The organism is Pseudomonas sp. B707, from assembly GCF_022496685.1.
GTDB lineage: Bacteria > Pseudomonadota > Gammaproteobacteria > Pseudomonadales > Pseudomonadaceae > Aquipseudomonas > Aquipseudomonas paraglycinae.
The window spans coordinates 44,409-63,739 of the sequence record NZ_WTVE01000026.1; the positions used below are offsets into that span (position 1 = coordinate 44,409).

The 19,331-nt window shown below is 56.2% G+C and carries 17 protein-coding genes and 1 other RNA gene; 10 read left to right on the forward strand and 8 right to left on the reverse strand.

What is annotated here, in order from left to right:
- Window positions 1-41: 41 nt before the first annotated feature.
- Window positions 42-410, forward strand: coding sequence for a glyoxalase superfamily protein (locus tag GQX66_RS15075; RefSeq protein WP_011332360.1), 369 nt, complete (start codon window positions 42-44; stop codon window positions 408-410).
- Window positions 411-699: 289 nt separating this feature from the next.
- Here GQX66_RS15075 and GQX66_RS15080 read toward each other — a convergent pair whose 3' ends face one another.
- The gene (locus tag GQX66_RS15080; RefSeq protein ID WP_240869893.1) at window positions 700-1,731 is read right to left on the reverse strand and encodes an AraC family transcriptional regulator; all 1,032 of its coding nucleotides are present in this window, start codon (window positions 1,729-1,731) and stop codon (window positions 700-702) included.
- A gap of 163 nt (window positions 1,732-1,894) precedes the next feature.
- Here GQX66_RS15080 and GQX66_RS15085 point away from each other — a divergent pair, with 163 nt between their 5' ends.
- Window positions 1,895-2,122 (forward strand): Arc family DNA-binding protein, encoded by a 228-nt coding sequence (locus GQX66_RS15085; protein WP_240869897.1) that lies wholly within the window; start codon window positions 1,895-1,897, stop codon window positions 2,120-2,122.
- Window positions 2,123-2,217: 95 nt separating this feature from the next.
- Here GQX66_RS15085 and GQX66_RS15090 read toward each other — a convergent pair whose 3' ends face one another.
- Window positions 2,218-4,137, reverse strand: a complete 1,920-nt coding sequence (locus tag GQX66_RS15090; RefSeq protein WP_240869905.1) for a methyl-accepting chemotaxis protein — start codon at window positions 4,135-4,137, stop codon at window positions 2,218-2,220.
- Between the two features lie 244 nt (window positions 4,138-4,381).
- Here GQX66_RS15090 and GQX66_RS15095 point away from each other — a divergent pair, with 244 nt between their 5' ends.
- Both GQX66_RS15095 and GQX66_RS15100 read left to right on the forward strand, forming a co-directional pair.
- Window positions 4,382-5,053 (forward strand): histidine phosphatase family protein, encoded by a 672-nt coding sequence (locus GQX66_RS15095; protein ID WP_240869907.1) that lies wholly within the window; start codon window positions 4,382-4,384, stop codon window positions 5,051-5,053.
- Window positions 5,050-5,871: a phosphatase PAP2 family protein gene (locus GQX66_RS15100; RefSeq protein WP_240869909.1), complete on the forward strand. Its 822-nt coding sequence runs from the start codon at window positions 5,050-5,052 to the stop codon at window positions 5,869-5,871. The genes GQX66_RS15095 and GQX66_RS15100 overlap by 4 nt, the downstream gene beginning before the upstream one ends.
- A 65-nt stretch (window positions 5,872-5,936) precedes the next feature.
- Here the strand turns inward: GQX66_RS15100 and GQX66_RS15105 are convergent, their stop codons facing one another.
- From GQX66_RS15105 to GQX66_RS15120, 4 genes are all read right to left on the reverse strand, one after another.
- Window positions 5,937-7,370, reverse strand: coding sequence for a glycosyltransferase family 39 protein (locus tag GQX66_RS15105; protein ID WP_240869910.1), 1,434 nt, complete (start codon window positions 7,368-7,370; stop codon window positions 5,937-5,939).
- Between the two features lie 68 nt (window positions 7,371-7,438).
- Window positions 7,439-8,026 (reverse strand): ribosomal protein S5-alanine N-acetyltransferase, encoded by a 588-nt coding sequence (rimJ, locus tag GQX66_RS15110; RefSeq protein ID WP_240869911.1) that lies wholly within the window; start codon window positions 8,024-8,026, stop codon window positions 7,439-7,441.
- Window positions 8,014-8,226 (reverse strand): hypothetical protein, encoded by a 213-nt coding sequence (locus tag GQX66_RS15115; RefSeq protein WP_240869912.1) that lies wholly within the window; start codon window positions 8,224-8,226, stop codon window positions 8,014-8,016. Before GQX66_RS15115 ends, rimJ begins: the two co-directional genes overlap by 13 nt.
- Before the next feature lie 17 nt (window positions 8,227-8,243).
- On the reverse strand, window positions 8,244-8,612 hold the full coding sequence (locus tag GQX66_RS15120; protein ID WP_240869913.1) for a DUF6124 family protein: 369 nt from the start codon (window positions 8,610-8,612) through the stop codon (window positions 8,244-8,246).
- 1,017 nt (window positions 8,613-9,629) lie between these two features.
- On the opposite strand from GQX66_RS15120, the gene GQX66_RS15125 reads away from it, so the two are divergent.
- The 6 genes from GQX66_RS15125 (at window position 9,630) to GQX66_RS15150 (ending at window position 18,341) form a co-directional block, all read left to right on the forward strand.
- Complete coding sequence (locus GQX66_RS15125) at window positions 9,630-9,941, forward strand: type I restriction-modification system subunit M N-terminal domain-containing protein (protein WP_240869914.1); 312 nt, start codon at window positions 9,630-9,632, stop codon at window positions 9,939-9,941.
- On the forward strand, window positions 9,908-11,188 hold the full coding sequence (locus GQX66_RS15130; protein WP_240869915.1) for a type I restriction-modification system subunit M: 1,281 nt from the start codon (window positions 9,908-9,910) through the stop codon (window positions 11,186-11,188). Before GQX66_RS15125 ends, GQX66_RS15130 begins: the two co-directional genes overlap by 34 nt.
- Complete coding sequence (locus GQX66_RS15135; RefSeq protein WP_240869918.1) at window positions 11,185-12,384, forward strand: restriction endonuclease subunit S; 1,200 nt, start codon at window positions 11,185-11,187, stop codon at window positions 12,382-12,384. Before GQX66_RS15130 ends, GQX66_RS15135 begins: the two co-directional genes overlap by 4 nt.
- A gap of 1 nt (window position 12,385) precedes the next feature.
- Window positions 12,386-13,528, forward strand: coding sequence for an AAA family ATPase (locus GQX66_RS15140; RefSeq protein ID WP_240869920.1), 1,143 nt, complete (start codon window positions 12,386-12,388; stop codon window positions 13,526-13,528).
- Window positions 13,521-16,622 (forward strand): type I restriction endonuclease subunit R, encoded by a 3,102-nt coding sequence (locus GQX66_RS15145; protein WP_240869922.1) that lies wholly within the window; start codon window positions 13,521-13,523, stop codon window positions 16,620-16,622. Before GQX66_RS15140 ends, GQX66_RS15145 begins: the two co-directional genes overlap by 8 nt.
- A gap of 717 nt (window positions 16,623-17,339) precedes the next feature.
- Complete coding sequence (locus GQX66_RS15150) at window positions 17,340-18,341, forward strand: restriction endonuclease (RefSeq protein ID WP_240869924.1); 1,002 nt, start codon at window positions 17,340-17,342, stop codon at window positions 18,339-18,341.
- Between the two features lie 103 nt (window positions 18,342-18,444).
- On the opposite strand, the gene ssrA is transcribed toward GQX66_RS15150, so the two are convergent.
- Together ssrA and GQX66_RS15160 are read right to left on the reverse strand one after the other, a co-directional pair.
- Window positions 18,445-18,834, reverse strand: a transfer-messenger RNA (tmRNA) gene (gene ssrA, locus GQX66_RS15155).
- Between the two features lie 95 nt (window positions 18,835-18,929).
- Window positions 18,930-19,208: a hypothetical protein gene (locus GQX66_RS15160; protein ID WP_240869925.1), complete on the reverse strand. Its 279-nt coding sequence runs from the start codon at window positions 19,206-19,208 to the stop codon at window positions 18,930-18,932.
- Between the last annotated feature and the right edge of the window lie 123 nt (window positions 19,209-19,331).

The following is a 19,331-nucleotide window of genomic DNA, read 5'->3' on the forward strand; positions in this document are numbered from 1 at the left end:
CCCCGGCTACACGCTGGGGCCAATCAGTCAGGGAGCAACCCATGAGCTTCGGCAAAACCACCCCGATCCTGCGGATTTTCGATGAAGCCAAAGCCGTGGAATTCTACGTCGACTTTCTCGGCTTCAAGATCGACTGGCAGCATCGTTTCGAACCCGGTTTTCCGTTGTACCTGCAGGTTTCGCGCGGCGAGTGTGTGCTGCATCTGTCCGAACACCACGGCGATGCGACACCGGGTTCGGCCCTGCGGATCGAGACCGATGAGCTGGAGGCGTTTCAGCAGCAGTTGCTGGCCAAGGAATACAAGTTTTCGCATCCACAGATTCAGGCCATGCCCTGGGGCAGCCAGGACATGACCATCGCCGACCCGTTCGGCAATCGTCTGGTGTTCACCAACGCGATCAGCCTCTGAGCCAAAAGCCCCCTCACCCTAACCCTCTCCCAAGGGAGAGGGGACTGACCGAGGTGTCTATCGTCATGCATCGACCTGAAAGATCGTGGCGATTATGGATTCACAGAAGCGTTTTCAGTTCGGCGTAGATCGTGAGTATTTCGCGGTCGGCTCCCTCTCGATTATGGATTCACAGAAGCTTTTTCAGGTCGGCGTAGATCATGAGCATATTGCGGTCGGCTCCCTCTCCCTCCGGGCGGTCCGACGTTTCGGGAGGGCTGGGGTGAGAGGACTGCTGTGAGCCGTACTCTTACTCGCCACCACCACTAACCCGGTGAGTCTGCCGAAACTCACCGGGCGGCATCCCGCGTCGGCTCTTGAAGGCGCGGTGAAAGGAGCGTGATTCGCTGAAGCCCAGATACTGGGCAATGTCCTGAATCGGCAGGGTGCTGTTGAGCAGGTAATGCTCGGCCAGTTCCTGGCGCAGTTCATCGAGAATCTGCTGATACGACGTGCCGGCCTGATGCAACTGGCGTTGCAGCGTGCGCACCGAGACGGCGAGATGTTCGGCCACTTGTTCCTTGCGCGGCAGGCCTTCCTTGAGCAACTGGCGCAGGATGCTTTTGACCCGCTGCTCCAGCGACGCATCCTCCAGCGTCGCCATCAAACTCTGCGCGTGTTCTTCCAGGGTGCGCAGCAAATGCGCATCGGCCTGGCGCAACGGCAACTGCAAATACGGCAACGGCACGATCAGCGCTGAATACGCCTGATCGAACAGCACCGGGCATTCAAAAAACTGTTCGTACTGCGCCAGCGTCGTGCCCACCGGGAGTGAGTGTTCCAGCCACACGGCGGCCGGCGACAGTCGGGTATCGGCGATCCAGCGCGCGTATTGCAGCCAGGAGCCGAGCACGTTTTCCACCAGATGCCGGCGAATCCGCGGGCGCTCAAAGCGGCAGCTCCAGATCAGGTGTACGTGGCTGTCGTGTACCTCGGCGCGGCTGACACCCATGTCGCCCACCAGTTTTTCGAACGGCATGATGCGGTTCATGGCATCGCCCAATGTCGCGCAGTTCATGGTGATGTAGCCGAGCACGCTCCAGGAGTTGGGCAGCACGAAATTCGCGGCGTTGAGGCCGAACAGCGGATCGCCCGAGTGTTCGCAAAAGTAATCGAGCAACCGCTCATGGGTTTCCCCCGGCAAGCGCAGACTGTTGTCGCTCAACTGCTGCGCCTGCAACCCGGCCGCCGCCAACGCAGGCTCGATGGCCAGGCCCAGATGTTCGGCATGGCGCAGGTACTTGAGCAGCGGTGGGACGGAGGTGAAGCCGAGCGATTGCATGACCGAATCCTCTTGATCGAGGCCGCCGTGGGCGGATGAGCGCTCTGAAAGGTAATTTGAATCCGCGAATAAAGTAAATGGCTGGCCTTGGGACCATACAGAGATCTTCGAACTGGTTTGTTAGTCTGCGATCACTCATTTCAAAGATTGCGGGGGAAGCCTCATGACCAGCATCACTATTCGACTCGATGAGCAGGTGACAGAGCAATTGCGTATCGCCGCCGTCCAAAACGGTCATTCCATGGAAGACGAAGCGCGGCAGATTCTGGAGAACGCGTTGGCTACGGTTGATCGAGCCGGCGGATTAGGTACTCGGATACGCAATCGATTCGGCGCCTTGGGTGGCGTCGAACTTGATCTGCCATCACGTTCAGAAAACCTCAGCGGTTGATAAACACCGCTCAAAAAAGCCCACAATTTCAGGACAAAAAAGAAGGGCAGCTTTTCAGCTGCCCTTCTTTGTACATCGGCTTTCGTGTGCAGTGCTTACACGCGGAAATGACTCACCATCTGCTGCAACTGTCCACCCAACCGCGCCAGTTCAACGCTGGACTTGGCCGTCTCATCACTCGCCGCCGCCGTCTGTTCCGACACGTCGCGGACGTTGATGATGCTGCGGCTGATTTCTTCGGCCACGGCGCTTTGCTGTTCGGCGGCTGCGGCGATCTGCTGGTTCATCGACTGGATGTTCGACACCGTGCGGGTGATGTTTTCCAGGGAGTCGCCAGCCTTGCGGGTCAGGGCCACGCTGCTGTCGGTCAGGGCGCGGCTGTTGTTCATCACGGCGGCCACTTGCTGCGTGCCGTTCTGCAGACCGGCCACCAGGCCTTCGATTTCCTCGGTGGATTTCTGCGTGCGCTGGGCCAGGCCACGGACTTCGTCGGCAACCACGGCAAAACCGCGACCGGCCTCACCGGCACGGGCCGCTTCGATGGCAGCGTTGAGGGCCAGCAGGTTGGTCTGTTCGGCCACAGCCTTGATCACGTCCATGACGCTGCCGATCTTGTCGCTTTCCTGTTGCAGCACGCTCATGGCTTCGGTGGAGCGCACCACTTCGCTGGCCAGACGTTCGATCTGGGCGATGGCTTCGTTCACCACTTTGTCGCCTTCGCGGGCTTCGCCGTCAGCGGCGGCTGCGGCTTGCGAGGCTTCTTCGGCGTTGCGCGCGACTTCCTGCACGGTGGCAGTCATCTCGTGCATCGCGGTGGCGACCTGATCGGTCTCGACCTTCTGGCTGTTCACGCCGGCGCTGGTCTGTTCGGTGACGGCCGACAGTTCTTCGGCGGCGCTGGCGATCTGGGTCACCCCGTCGCGGATGCCGCTGATCAGGTCGCGCAGGGTCACGCCCATGCGCGCGATGCCTTGTTGCAGCACGCCGAGTTCGTCGCGGCGGGTGACGATCACGTTCTGGCTCAGGTCGCCGCTGGCGATGCGGTCGACCACAGCCATGGTTTCCTGCAGCGGACGGGTGATCTGACGGGTGATGATGAAGGCAGCGATGATGCCGACCAGCAACGCCAGCAGGGTGCTGATCAGTTGCAGGGTGCGGGCCTGGGCGCTTTCTGCATCACGGCGATCGAGCTGGATCTGATACAGCTGCTCGCTCAGGGTCACGATGGTCACGCCCTGATCGGTCATTTCCTTGCGCGCCTGCACCGCATCGGTGTTGGCGTTCTTGAACGCCTGCAAGGCGCTGCGGTAGTTGGTCAGTGCGGTTTCCAGCTGACGCAGGGCGTCCTGTTGGGTGCTGGCGAAATGCGTGTTCAGTGGCTTGAGGCTGGCGATGGCCACGTCCAGTTGGCCGACGGCTTTCTGCTCGGTCTCGGCGTTGGCGGTGGCGGTGTAGCCGCGCACTTCGTAGCGCGCCAGGATGAACGCTTCCTTGGCGGCGGTGACGGCCTGGAACTGCTCGAAACGCTCATCGCTCAGCGGCATTTGCTGAACGCGGTTGCTCAGCGCTTCGATCAGGCCGTAAGCCGTCGCGGCACTGGTGGCCATCGAGTCGCGCGCCGTGTTGCCGGTGCGGTAGGCGTTACGCATCTTGTTCAGCGAAGTCTGGTAATCGGCGATGGTCGCCGCCTGCTCCTTGAGCAGCTTGACGTTTTCCGGGCTCTTGAAGCTGCTGATCAGCTTCTGCTGTTGGGCGGCGAACCCGTCGAGGGTGGTCTGCACGTTCTGCGCGGCGGTTTCATCGCCGTTGGTCAGCATGTATTGCAGGCGCACCACGCGCAGTTTGGTCAGGCCAGCGTTGAGCTGGGTGATGTCGCTCATCCAGTTGCTGCGGTCAATCAGGCCGCCCAGACTGGTCCAGCCGGTGAGCGCCAGGATGCAGGTCAGGGCCAGGACGAGGCCGAATCCGAGCCCCAGTTTCAGGTTCACGCTGATGTTGCCGAACCAGCTATTCATCAAAAATCCTCCAGAAAAACGTTGTGCGTCTTGATCGTCGGTCAGGCTGGAAGATTGTTGTTTTTTTGCGCCAGCAAGGGTGTAAGCAGGACTGTATCGGCCGCAAATCCGAGAGCTGAAAGGTTTTTGTCCTACGGAATTTGTAACAAGCGCCTCCAAGACTTTTTTCACATGGGTTTCACTGCCTGCCCACGCCGTGCTCTCTAACCTCGCCGCATCGAATGACAAGTGATGGCGGCTTTTTGTGGAATTGCGACTGAGTCTGTTCGGCGTCAAGCGCTCGATTGATCTGAGCGGTCTGGCCCGTTTTCGAAACACCTGGGTGGTATTGGCGGCCTCGGCGCTGGTAATCCCTTTGATCCTCTGGCTGCTGGCCCCGGCGGCCGTGCCTGACCTTGCCCACGGCAATGTGGCCGGCGCGCAGGCGCTGAAGGACGGTTGGAGCAAAGGCGACATCATCGTGCTGGTGCGTCACGTCGAGCGCTGCGACCACTCGAAAGCCCCGTGCCTGAGCGGCCACGATGGCATCACCGATCGCTCGCGCAGTGTCGCGGTGAGCGTCGGCGCGCAGTTCGAGCAGTTGGGCCTGGACAAGGCCGACATCTACAACAGCCCGATGATGCGCACCGTGCAGACCGCCGGCTACATGTTCAACAAGGCCGCGACCGGCGAAGACTGGCTGATCAGCTGCAAGGGCCGGATGCTGCAGGACGCGCTCGCGCACAAAGTACCGGGACGCAACCTGATTCTGGTGACCCACAGCGAATGCATGGCGCAGCTGGAAAAGGACCTCAAGGTGCCGGCCTCGACTCTCGGGTACGGCGCATCGCTGTTTGTTTCCGCCGCCAGCCCGGCGGCCCCACAGATGCTCGGCTTCATTGAAGCCTCAGACTGGCGCACGGTGACCACCCGATGAAATCCCGCTTTTATGCTTACAACTTCGGCATCCCGCTGCTCTGCGCAGCTGTGGTTTTTCTGATGTTCGACATGACCAACATCGACATCGCTTTCAGCAATTTGCTGTTCGATCCACTGACCCACACCTTTCCGCTCGACAAGATTCACTTCTTTGAAAAACTGACCCACAAGTGGGCGCGGATCATTCCGAACTGGACCGCTGAAATCGCCTTGATCGGCGCCGTGTTGTCGTTGGTCTGGCCGCTGGTGAAACCGCAAAAGCATCCGCGTCTGGGCGGTTTTCTCGAGCGCTGTAAAGTCGCGCCGGTGCTGCGTTTTGCCGCCGATCACCGTAGGGATTTTCTGTTTGTGGTGGTGGCTTTCGCGGTCTGCACCGGGGTGATCCATTTCCTCAAGGCGCATACCAGCGTCTACTGCCCGATCGAGACCACGCTGTACGGCGGAAAGATGCCGCACATCGAGTGGTACAACAATTTCCAGCTGTTCCACGAAGCGGGTGAAGGGCGTTGCTGGCCGGGCGGCCATGCCTCGGGTGGTTTCACTATGCTGGCGCTGTATTTCGTGGCGCGTCGTTATCAGTGGCGTTTCTCCAGCGCGTTGTTGTGGGGCTCGCTGCTGCTCGGTTTTGTCTACGGCACTACGCGAGTCTTACAGGGCTGGCACTACATGTCCCACACGTTCTGGGCCGGGATCTTCGTGTGGCTGGCGTGTTTGCTGACGGCGCTGGCGTTCTACGGGCGGGCTCGTCTGGAATTGCCGGTGTTGAGCAAGCGAGAGCGGAAGGTGTTCGGCGCACAGCCTGAGGTTTCTCTCTGAGTCCTCGCCGCTGAAATGAAAAACCCGCCATCACCGGCGGGTTTTTTGTTTGTGCTGTTGTGGTTTCAATAGCCGACGAAGTAATACGCCTGGCGCCCGACCATCATGGTCTTGTGGACTTTCAGCGGGGCGGTGGGTTCGCTGTCTCCCGACATCACGGCGATGTTCGATGGCGATGCACTGAGAAAGTCCCGTAGCTGCGCATCGGTGTCCAGGCCCTTGAGGACGCTTTGGGTGTAGAACACGCTGGCGCCGCCGACCCGTTCGTTGGCTTGAAACAACGCGACCTGATTGCCGCTCGCCTGCAGGGCCTGAATGTGTTCGGTCAGCGGCAGGAACGACAGGTGTTTATCGGCGTTGGGCAGTGCCCATTGCGCGGCGCCAAGGTAGCTGGCGATGACCACCGCCAATATGCCCGCCGCCACTGTCTGACGATGCCGGGCGATGCGTCCGACAAAACCGTTCTTGTGATCCTTCAATCTGTTGAATAGTACGCCCGCATATTCCGCCGCGACCACTGCCGCTGCGGGTGTCATCGACATCAGGTACACCGTGCGTTTGCTTGAGGCCAGGGTCAGCAGGATGAACTGCGCAATGATCCACAGGCTGAAAAACAGCAGGTAACGGTTGGCCTTCAGCTCCTTGCGGAAATGCCACAGACCCAGGTACACCAGAATGTTCCACGGCAGGAACGCCTGCGGCAGCTTGGCGATGTAGTAGTAGAACGGCTCGTAGTGCCCGGCTTCGACGAACGATCCGCTGAAACGTCCTACGCTGTTGGTCAGCAACACTTCGCTGACTGCCTGGATGCCACCACGCTGATAGAGCACGGCGAGCCAGATCATCAACGGGATCAGACCGACAAGGGTCAGCAAACCCGGACGCAGCCAGTCCGTCAGCTTGAAGCGCTTGTCCATCAGATTGTCGGCCAGCAGAAAAGCGAAAATCACCACGCCCGGCATCGCCAGCCCGAGCACGCCCTTGCTCAACGTGGCAATCGCAATCCCGACTACAAACAGCAACGAGTTGCCTGAGGTCGATGCCCGCTGCGCTTGAAAAAACGCCAGCAACACCATGGTCACGCCGAGAGCAAGCAGAGCATCCTCGCCGACCCCGCGCACGTTGCTCCAGTAACTGGCCATGGTCGCCAGCAAAATCCCCGCCGTCCAGGCGATGGCCTTCGGGCGTTCGAAGCGGCGCAACATGGCGTACAGCAGCATCACGCTGAGCAACCCGGCCACCGCCGACGCCAGTCGCACCGCCCAGGGCGAGACGCCGAAAATACGCAGGGCGCCGGCGTCCAGCCACAGGCTCAGGGGTGGTTTTTCCAGAAAAGGCTCGCCGAACAGACGCGGCGTCACCCAGTCGTTGTCCAGGTGCATTTCCATCGCAATGCCCGCAACCCGGGCCTCGGTGGAACCTTGCAGTTGATGGCTGCCGAGGGCGAAAAAGAACAGCAGAGCGGCAAGCAGAAGCAGGGAAGAGGCGGCACGCGACATGGGTTCAGGCAACCGGAAGTGAGCGGAAACCCGAGCTTACGCGGCCAATCCTTAATAATTTGTGAACGTCACGACAGCGGCCGCGACCAGCGTTGCTCCGGCGTTTCGAAACGCGAATTGACCCGCGCCGTCAGCACATGATCCTGCCAGCGCCCGGCGATGTTCAGGTACGCCTTGGCATAGCCTTCACGCTCGAACCCGAGGCGCTCCAGCAACCGGGCGCTGCGCTCATTGCCGGGAATGTAGTTGGCCATGATCCGGTGCAGGTTCTGGGTCTCGAACATATAGGCGATGGCCGCCTCCAGCGCTTCCTGCATCAACCCCTTGCCCTGATGCGCCTCGTCGATGTGATAGCCCAGATAACACGCCTGAAACGCACCGCGGATGATCCCGCTGAAATTGCAGGCACCGATCATTTGCTCGCCGTCCGGAGTCAGCAACGCCATATGCACCGCCAGCCCGGCTTCGAAGGCACTGGCCTGTATTTCAAGGCGTCGGCGGATCTGTTCCGTGGAGAAATAGTCGGTGGTGCGGATCGGTGACCACGGCGCGAGGTGACGTTGATTGCGCTGGTAGAACGCGCTTTCCAGCGGCGCTTGATCCGGGTCGAGTACCGCGAGCGTGAGGCGTTGACAGGGCAGGGTCAGCAGCGGCATCGGGTGCTCCGGGTCTCGGGATTGATCACCAGAATTGCCCGGTGGGCGGGAAAATACAAATCGCCGCCAAATTCCGGACAAAAAAAAGCCCGCAGGAGCGCGGGCGAACCGTAGTTTCTTGAATGAGCGAGGCCAATGTACACGGCCATCACCGCCGCCGGGGTGAAGAAAAGTTCATGTCGATGAACGACTTGCGTCATCGACGAGCGGTCGTTTTTCAGTGCACGACAGGCGCCGTCGTACGGGGCACCAGATTCACTGGATCAAGGTTCTCCACGGCGCGATTGACCAGCATTTCGGTCATGATCGACAGCTGCCGGATCGCCAGCAAGCGGCTGCGCTGAGAGCCTGTGAAATCATCGGCGATGTTCGCCGTCATCATGTTGAGCGCCGCCAGGGTTTCACAGGCATGGGTCAGCAGAGTGGCCGTGTCCACGTCGGTGCGCACGGAGAAAATCTCGTTGAACGGCAGGGTGCGACGCGGCTTTCTCACGTATTCCTGAGGCTGGGCAAGCACAGCCGGTTCTTTCGATTCGGTTTCGTGAGACGGTGTTTGATCAGGCAGGCTTCGGGTGTCTTTTTTCATGACGAGGCTCCATGGTTTCAGGCTCCCGGCGAATTCCTTTGGTAAACCATCTGCCGGGTTGCAGCGGAGCGCGAAGACTAGCGTTTGGAAGCATCTTGAACCAGTTCATGAAAGTCGACGCGGGTTGCGGGAAATTTCCTAGGACGGTGGGTGGGCGGAACTGCAGATGCGACAATGCCCGCACTGGGAGGGTCTTGTCGTTTGAGAGTTGGTGGGACGGGGTAATTTGAAAAAATTCGGTATCTATATTTTTACTAGTTAATCATTTATTGGTAAATATTCTTGGGTACTAGGTGAAATGCTGGGTGGTCTGGCTTTCGATGGACTGCGATTTTTTAACTTCTTCCCCAAAAAGGAATCGGGATCGAATCTATCAAGCAAAAGATCGTGCTGTTGGTTTGCCCCTGCGCGTACGATGTCCCCACACGCATTCACATTCAATGTTGCGATACGTATGTCCACCTCTGCGATCTGCCCCTAGCTCGATCAGCAGGCACCTTGGCCAAGTAAGCTTTCAGTCAGCTTCAACGCAGAAGGGGAGCAGCTTTTCGCAGGAGCCTTCAGATGTGCGGTGTCGGTGACGTCTTGGGATTTATCGTTAAAACGAAGATCGACACCAACAATGATCTTGAGAAAGTTTCATTTGGATTAACTCGCCCAGGTTTGCGACGTGCAAAAAACTGGGGCTGAGTACGAAATATCGAGCAACCCCCACCCAACCTCATAGGGCAGATCCTCACACTGGCAGTGGAAAAAGCAAGAGAAGCGGTTTCGGCATTCATCCACACGGCAGGCGGTTTCACTGTGTCATCAAGCCGCGAAAGTCAGCGTGTTTTTGTGGGTATGCTATTGATTGTAGGGGGTAAAGAAGGCCTACGGCAGTATATCTAATTGAAGGGAGCACATAGAATGAGCGTCCTTGTGCCAACGTCGGCTCGACACGCACATAACACGATTCAGGTCAGGTCCGAATGCTTTGGAAAGATCATGAAAACCGTATGAAACAGGATAAGCAGTATGACCAGTACCCAACAACGTAACGCCCTACAACGTCAGATCTGGGCCATCGCCAATGACGTGCGTGGCGCCGTCGATGGCTGGGACTTCAAGCAGTACGTGCTTGGCACCCTGTTCTACCGTTTCATCAGCGAGAACTTCGTTGACTACATTACCGGCGGCGACAGCGCGGTTGATTACGCGGTGATGGAGGATGATGACCCGCTGATCGCCTCCGCCAAAGATGACGCCATCAGGACCAAAGGCTATTTTATTGCCCCAGCCAGCTGTTCAGCAACGTGGTCGCCAAGGCCAGCAGCAACGACAGCTTGAATACCGATCTGGCGCGCATCTTTGCCGCTATTGAGAGCTCGGCCAACGGCTACGCCTCCGAGCAGGACATCAAGGGCCTGTTCGCCGATTTCGATACCACCAGCAACCGCCTAGGCAATACCGTCGCCGACAAGAACAAGCGCTTGGCGGACGTGCTCAAGGGCGTGAGCAAGCTGGAGTTCGGCAGCTTCGATGCCAGTCACATCGACCTGTTCGGCGACGCCTACGAGTTCCTCATCTCCAACTATGCGGCCAATGCCGGCAAATCCGGCGGCGAATTCTTTACCCCGCAGCATGTGTCCAAGCTGATCGCCCAGTTGGCGATGCACAAGCAGACCAGCGTCAACAAAATCTACGACCCGGCGTGCGGCTCCGGCTCGCTGCTGCTGCAGGCGAAAAAGCATTTCGACGCCCATGTCATTGAGGATGGGTTCTTCGGCCAAGAGGTGAACCATACCACCTACAACCTGGCGCGGATGAACATGTTTCTGCACAACATCAACTATGACAAGTTCAACATCCAGCTCGGCGACACGCTGCGCGCTCCGCACTTCGGGGACGACAAACCCTTCGACGCCATCGTCTCCAATCCGCCGTATTCGGTGAAGTGGATCGGCGACGACGACCCGACGTTGATCAATGACGACCGTTTTGCCCCAGCCGGCGTGCTGGCGCCCAAGTCCAAAGCCGACTTCGCCTTTGTGCTGCATGCTTTGAGTTACCTGTCTGGCAGGGGGCGCGCGGCCATCGTCTGCTTCCCCGGCATTTTCTACCGGCGCGGCGCTGAACAGAAGATCCGCCAATACCTGTTGGACAACAACTATGTGGAAACGGTGATCTCGCTAGCGCCCAACCTGTTCTTCGGCACCACCATCGCCGTGAACATTCTGGTGCTGGCGAGAAACAAGACCGACACCACAACCCAGTTCATCGACGCCAGCGCGCTTTTCAAGAAGGGCACCAATAATAACTTGCTGGAAGACGCGCATATCGAGCGCATCATGCAGGTGTTCGATAGCAAAGAGAATGTCGATCACTTCGCGCAGTCGGTGCCGTTGGAAAAGGTGGCCGCCAACGATTACAACCTGTCGGTTAGTAGTTATGTGGAAGCTAGGGACACTCGTGAAGTGGTGAGCATTGCCCAGCTCAATTTAGAGCTGAAAAAGACAGTCGCCCGGATTGCTCAGCTTCGGTCTGAGATTGATGCAATCGTCGCAGAGATCGAAGGTGAGGAGGCTGAGGCATGAGTAACATTAGTTTCATGGACAGCCTGTTGGATGGGGTGGCAGTGGAGTGGAAGGCGCTGAGCGAGCTCGGCGAGTTAGTTCGCGGTAGCGGCTTGCAAAAAAAGGATTTCACCGAAAAAGGTGTGCCAGCTATCCACTATGGCCAGATCTACACTCATTACGGTTTGTCCACGTCTAAAACAAAATCGTTTGTATCACCTTATTTGGCTAGGCAATTAAGAAAAGTCAATCAGGGGGATGTGGTAATTACCAATACAAGCGAGAACCTTAAGGATGTGGGGAAGGCTCTTGTTTATCTTGGAGAGCAACAGGCTGTAACAGGAGGCCACGCAACCATCTTGAGGCCTGGCAGTTGCTTGCTCGGTAAATACTTTGCCTATTTCACCCAGACGAGCGAGTTTTTTGGTGAGAAAAGAAAGTACGCAAAGGGAACAAAAGTAATCGACGTATCTGCCACTGATATGGCAAAGATTCGGATTCCCATTCCCTGCCCAGACAATCCCAAAAAATCGTTAGAAATCCAGTCCGAAATCGTGCGTATGCTCGACACCTTCACTGAGCTTACCTCCGAGCTTACCGCCGAGCTAACCGCCGAGCTTAGCATTCGCGAAAAGCAATACAACTACTACTGTAACCGGTTGTTGAGTTTTGAAGAGCAAGAGTTGGAGTGGAAGACGCTTGAGATGATCACAACAAGCATTGCTTCGGGACGAAATAAGGTTCGAACTACCGAGGGCGCTGTTCCAGTCTATGGATCTACAGGCCTGATCGGCTTTACAAATGAAGCAGCCTACTCGGGCAATGTGCTTCTTGTTGCTCGCGTCGGCGCAAATGCTGGGCGAGTTAACGCAGTCGTCGGTAGTTTTGACGTGTCTGATAACACGCTAATAGTTCGACCCAATGAGGCGTGGAACGTACGCTTTGCTTTTCATCAGTTAGCGCACATGAACTTGAACCAATACGCGGTAGGTGCTGGGCAGCCGCTGGTGACGGGCGGCCTCCTAAAGAGCTTGAAAGTCCAACTTCCGCCAATGAGTGAACAAGAGCGCATTGCCACAGTTCTGGACAAGTTAGATACTCTCACCAACTCTATCAGCGAAGTTCTGCCCCGCGAGGCCGCGCTCCGACAGAAGCAATACGAGTACTATCGCGACCTGCTGCTGGGCTTCCCAAAACCGGAAGAGATTACAGCTTAATATGAATAACACGCTGACCGAGATTGCCCAGCAACTGAAAGACGCCAACGGGAAGGTGCAACTGATCTACGCCTTCAACGGTACGGGCAAGACGCGCCTGTCGCGTGAGTTCAAGCAACTTATTGCGCCTAAGACCGATGGCGTAGTGGGCGATGAGGAAGTAGGCGAGCCTGAACTATCACGCAACAAGATTCTCTATTACAACGCCTTCACCGAAGACCTGTTCTATTGGGATAACGATCTGGTGGGTGATGCCGAGTACAAATTGAGGATTCAGCCCAATTCTTATACCAGTTGGCTGCTGACGCTACTCAAGGATCTGGGGCAAGATGGAAATATCATTCATTATTTTCAGCGTTATGCGAACGACAAGCTAACGCCGCATTTCAGCGCTGATTTTGATGAAGTCACCTTCTCCCTAGAGCGCGGTAACGAGGAGCATTCCCCTCATATAAAGCTTTCCAAAGGCGAAGAGAGCAATTTTATTTGGAGTGTTTTCTACACCTTGCTGGATCAGGCGGTAACGATTTTAAATCTTGCCGAGCCGGGCGAGCGCGAGACTGGCGCCTTTGATCAGCTGGAGTATGTCTTCATTGACGACCCCGTCAGCTCCCTCGATGAAAACCATTTGATTGAGCTGGCAGTCAATCTGGCCAGTCTGATCAAATCAAGTCAGTCCAATCTGAAGTTCATCGTTTCGACGCACAACCCACTGTTCTATAATGTGCTCTTTAATGAACTGAATGGCAAGACCTGTTACATGCTGGAGCGGTTTGAAGACGGCAGCTTTGTGCTTACTGAGAAACGCGGCGACTCCAACAAGAGCTTTTCCTATCACCTGCACCTGAAGCAAACCATTGAGCAGGCGATTGCTGAAAACAAGGTTGAACGGTTTCATTTCACCTTGCTGCGTAACCTCTACGAGAAAACAGCCAGCTTTCTTGGCCACCCAAAGTGGTCCGACCTTTTGCCTGATGACAAGCAGCTTTATTTGAGCAGAGTTCTCAATTTCACCAGCCACAGCACGCTATCGAATGAAGCGATCGCCGAGCCAACGCCCGCAGAGAAAGCGATGGTCAAACTGTTACTCGACCACTTGAATAGCAGCCATCGATACTGGCAACAGGAACAACAAAATGCTTGAGTACAGCAAGGTCATCGCTGAATCTAACAACTTCATCGTCCTGGATAAATACGCCAAGGAATGGAAAGTTGCCGAGAGCTACCAGAGTGAAGGCGATCTGGAGCGCGAGTTCATCCAGGATCTGGTCAATCAGGGCTATGAGCATTCCACCGGGCTGAAGACGATGCCGGCGCTGATGGCCAATGTGCGCACGCAGTTGCAGGCGCTGAACAGAGTCGAATTTTCCGAGGCCGAATGGGAGCGCTTCGTGGAAAGCTGGTTGGACAAACCCAGTGACAACATCCTCGACAAGACCCGCAAGGTTCACGATGACCATGTACATGACTTCGTGTTCGATGACGGGCGCATCCAGAATATTTACCTGCTGGACAAGAAGAACCTGGCCCGCAATAAGATGCAGGTTATCAAGCAGTTCGAGCAGGCGGGCAGCCACGCCAACCGCTATGACGTGACGATTCTGGTCAATGGCCTGCCGTTGGTGCAGGTGGAGCTGAAGAAGCGTGGCGTGGCGATCCGCGAAGCCTTCAATCAGGTGCACCGCTACAGCAAGGAGAGCTTCAACACCGCGCATTCGCTGTTCCGGTATCTGCAGCTGTTCGTGATCTCCAATGGCACCGATACGCGCTACTTCGCCAACACCACCCAGCGCAACAAGCATAGTTTTGACTTCACCATGAACTGGGCGCAGGCGGACAACAGCCCGATTAAAGATCTGAAGGATTTTACCGCGACCTTCTTCCAGAAGCGCACCCTGCTCGATGTACTACTCACCTATTCGGTGTTCGACGTCAGCAACACCCTGCTAGTGATGCGCCCGTACCAGATTGCCGCTACCGAGCGCATCCTATGGAAGATCCGCAGTGCCTGGCAGGCCAAGCGCTGGAACAGCGCTGAGGGCGGCGGTTTTATTTGGCACACTACCGGCTCAGGCAAGACGCTGACCAGCTTCAAGGCTGCGCGTTTGGCCACCGAGCTGGAGTTCATCGACAAAGTGTTCTTCGTTGTGGATCGCAAGGATCTGGATTACCAGACCATGAAAGAGTACCAGCGTTTTTCACCCGACAGTGTCAATGGCTCAGAGAGCACGGCGGGCCTCAAGCGCAACCTGGATAAGGACGACAACAAGATCATCGTCACAACCATCCAGAAGCTTAACAACCTGATGAAGAGCGAAGGCGACCTGCCGGTGTTCCACCAGCAGGTGGTGTTCATCTTCGACGAGTGCCACCGCAGCCAGTTTGGCGAGGCGCAGAAGAATTTGAAGAGGAAGTTCAAGCGCTTCTATCAGTTCGGCTTCACAGGCACGCCGATCTTCCCAAAAAATGCACTGGGCGCCGATACAACCGCCAGCGTGTTTGGCCGCGAGCTGCATTCCTATGTAATCACAGATGCCATCCGTGACGAGAAGGTGCTCAAGTTCAAGGTTGACTACAACGATGTCCGTCCACAGTTCAAGGCTCTGGAAACCGAGCAGGACGAGAAGAAGCTCAGCGCCGCAGAGAACCGCCAGGCTTTGCTCCACCCCACGCGCATCCGAGAAATCTCGCAGTATCTGCTCACTCATTTTCGCCAGAAGACCCATCGTGTACAGGGAGCAAACAGGGGCTTCAATGCCATGTTCGCGGTGAGCAGCGTCGATGCCGCCAAGGCGTACTACGAGACACTGCAAAAGCTGCAGGAAGGCAGCGACAAGCCGCTGCGCATCGCAACCATCTTCTCCTTCGCCCCCAATGAAGAACAGGACGCCATTGGTGACATCGTCGATGAGAGCTTCGAAGTGTCGGCGATGGACAGCACCGCTAAAGAGTTCCTGAGCGCGGCGATTGCTGACTACAACGCGCTTTTTAAAAGTAGTTTTGGCGTGGACAGCAAGGGTTTCCAGAACTACTACCGCGACCTGGCCAAGCGCGTGAAGGAACAGGAAATCGACCTGCTGATTGTGGTCGGCATGTTCCTGACCGGCTTCGATGCGCCAACGCTCAACACGCTGTTCGTCGACAAAAACCTGCGCTATCACGGCCTGATCCAGGCCTATTCACGCACCAATCGTATCTTCGACGCCACCAAGACTTTCGGCAATATAATCACCTTCCGCGATCTGGAGCAGGCTACGGTCGATGCCATCACGTTGTTCGGCGACAAGAACACGCGCAACGTAGTGCTGGAAAAAAGTTACAAGGAGTACATGGAGGGCTTCACCGACACGCTGACCGGCGAGGCGCGGCGTGGCTTCATGGATGTGGTTGCGGAGCTGGAGCAACGTTTTCCCGACCCGGCCAACATCATCAAGGAATCGGAGAAGAAAGACTTCGCCAAGTTGTTTGGTGAGTACCTACGTGTGGAAAGTGTGCTGCAGAACTACGACGAGTTTGCGGCGCTGAAGGCGCTGCAAACGGTCGATATTAGCGACCCGCAGGCCGTGGAAGCATTTAAGCTCGAACACCACCTGGATGACGAGAAGGTAGCCGAGCTGCAGACCATCCGCCTACCTGCCGAGCGTAAGGTGCAGGACTATCGCTCCACCTACAATGACATCCGCGATTGGCTGAGGCGCGAGAAAGCGGGCAACGAAGCAAGCGAGTCCACTATCGATTGGGACGATGTGGTTTTCGAAGTGGACCTGCTCAAGTCTCAGGAAATCAATCTGGATTACATCCTTGAGCTCATCTTCGAGAAGAATAAGAAGGTCAAGGACAAGGCGGTGCTGGTCGAGGAGATGCGCCGGGTAATTCGAGCTAGCCTGGGCAACCGAGCCAAAGAAAGCCTGGTGGTGGATTTCATCAACCAGACCGATTTGGATCGAATTGATGACAAGGCTAGCGTGATCGATGCTTTTTTCACTTTCGCCCAATCAGAGCAGCGGCGCGAGGCCCAAGAGCTGGTCAGCGATGAGGAGTTGAATGAAGTGGCGGCTAAGCGCTACATCGCCACTTCACTGAAGCGGGAGTTTGCTAGCGATAATGGAACTGAGCTCAGTTCCGTTTTGCCTAAGATGAGTCCACTTAATCCGGCTTACTTGGCAAAAAAACAAAGGGTCTTTCGCAAAGTTGCTATTTTTGTCGATAAATTCAAGGGGGTTGGAGGGCAAATTTAATGGGCGTCCTGTTAGGGTTGGCACCCATCCCTAAATTGGTTGTCAACAATTTCCGCAGCCGCCAGTGGCACGAAACCGTTGTGCGGATAAGGCCGTGGCCAGTTATGAGGTATCGACACCCATGTCCTGCTCAGTCAAAACCTTCTTCAGGCTACGAAACAGCTGCTCTATCGGTAGGGAGTAGCAGTTTTTTCGGTCTGCTCATGCTTTGGGTCATCCGATAGCGCCACAGTTGCTGGCGTAAATTACGCCTGCCGTATTGGCTTCCCTGATTGCTATGAAACAGGACGTCTCTTGGCCTGCGACGCATTTCAAAAGCCCTGTCGAGTGTTTGGATGACCAGATCGATATCGCCCAGCCCTGCATCCGTTTCCAGTGGCCCTTTGCCCAGATATAGGTGATGTCAGCGCACTAAGTCGTGTTCGGTGTTGCCACGGCGTACTGCTGATAGAGGAGGTCGGGAGTTCCGGGCATTCAGCCGGGGCTTTCTTACACACATGAGAACCAATTTCTGCTGATCAACCGCTGCTTCTTCATTAATCCTCTGATCTGGAAGTGTCCCACCTCGACGCCCTCATTCCGGAGCATGGCCACGATACTAAAACGACCGGCAGAGCTATGGCATTATCTGGCCGCTATAGTCGTGCTTTTCGTTCACACAAACGCCCACCATTGCTACAGTCTCACTTCGAATTCATGGAAATAACGAGTGTCAGCATGCCAGCGATGTGGATGATTCGAGGTGACGGCGGCCGTCTCTATGACGATTTCAGAGATCGCAATATGGCGGCGATTGGTTGGGCTCAACTAGCCCCTGAGGCCAAGCCAGGTGTTTCTCGGAAGGCGTTGATTCAGGCCTATAAAGACCTCCAGCCAGGGATTAAGGACGGGAGTGCCGTATCTGGTGCTTCACAGGTATTTCGTTTCGTTAACGAAATCAGCATTGGCGATACGGTCGTTACGTATTCTCCCGCGAACCGAACGTATCTGGTCGGTCGCTTCACTGGCGAATGCCAGCTTCGCCCAGATCTGGCGGATGATGGGATGTCTTTAACTCGGTCTGTTGAGTGGTTCCCAGAGGAAGTTGATCGCGACAAGCTAACTGGCGCGAGCAGAAACAGTCTGGGATCAACACTAACCGTATTTAATGTTGCAGAGGATGCTCAGAAGGAATTGCTGGCCCTCGCTACTGGTAAAAACGTCTCCGCTACGCCGAAAGATCTTATTGAAGACCCAGAGGCTCTGGAAGACCCGTTGAAAGATGTTCAAGAGATTGCCTTTGAGAGGATCAAGGACCAAATCAACAGTCTGGATTGGGCTGAAATGCAGGAGCTGGTAGCCGGGATTTTGCGAGCTATGGGTTACAAGACACTCGTATCCCCGGCCGGTGCTGACAGGGGGAAAGACATCATCGCTTCCCCTGATGGTTTTGGATTTGAACCGCCACGCATTGTTGTGGAGGTTAAACATCGAAATGCCCGGATGGGGAGTAGTGAGATTCGTAGCTTCTTGGGCGGTCGGCACAAGGATGATCGCGGGCTGTATGTCAGCACTGGCGGGTTCACCAAGGAGGCGCTTTATGAGGGAGAGAGGGCCCATGTCCATCTGACAATGTGGACGCTGGATGAACTGGCTCGCACTCTGATGGCCCATTACCCGGCTACTGATCCGGAGACCAAGCGATTGGTGCCGTTGAGCTATTTTTACATGCCTGCGTAAAAAGCCTCGTTGGCCGAAAAAGCAGGTGCTGATTTGAAGTTCCCAAATCAGCACCGAATCGCAGACACAAAAAAGACGTCCATGGACGTCTTTTTTGTCTATTTGGTGGAGCCGGGGGGATTTGAACCCCCGTCCGCCAGTACTCCGCTGTCGGTACTACATGCGTAGCCGTGTCTATTAAGTTAACCCTCAGCGACCCGACGGGCAGGGTGCTTTGGGCGAGTTGTGTAAGTTTTAGCCGCTTCGTCCACAACGTACTGCACGGCGATTCTGTTCTATATGACAATCATTTTGGGTTTACAGACATCCCCTGATGATTGCTGGACCCGAAGGTACCAGGAGTGCATGTCAGCTGCAATTAAGCAGCGAGAGCAGCACCGTATTGGTCGTCATTGGCAACTATAAGTAGTTGCAACAGTGGATTTACGACTTCTGTTACCAAGTCGGCATGCACCTAGAGTTTCGCAACCGGCGTCGAATCCTAAACGGCCCCGAGCCTGGTGCTCTGTGGATCTTGTGAGCAACAAGCCTGCGCAGTGTACGCCAAACGGCTCACAAGGCCAACCCGAAGGTTGGCCTGAGCTTCGATCAGTTGTTGGTTCCGCTGGATTTGCGGATTTCCAGAATGGTTTGCTGGGTTTCAGCCACGCATTCGTCGATCTTGCCCTGGGCCTTGAGTGCCTGGGCCTTCTGCACACTGGCTTCTACCCGTTGATTCAGGTCGGGTGATGCCATTGCCTGCGCCTTGGCGTTGTTGATGGTTTGCAGATTGGCATCACACAGGTCAGCGGGCTTGTCGGCAGCGAACGAAGCCGACGCCATCATCGAGGCAGTAACGAACAGACCTAACAGTACAGAACGTTTCATATGAATCTCCTTGAACTGAGGGATCCAGACTTCGCTGGCCGTCAGGACGGGCAACCGAATGGAGGACAAGCCCCGATTGTTCGGGGCCTGTTCTGTGGACTGCGGTCGCTCGCAAGGGTTCTA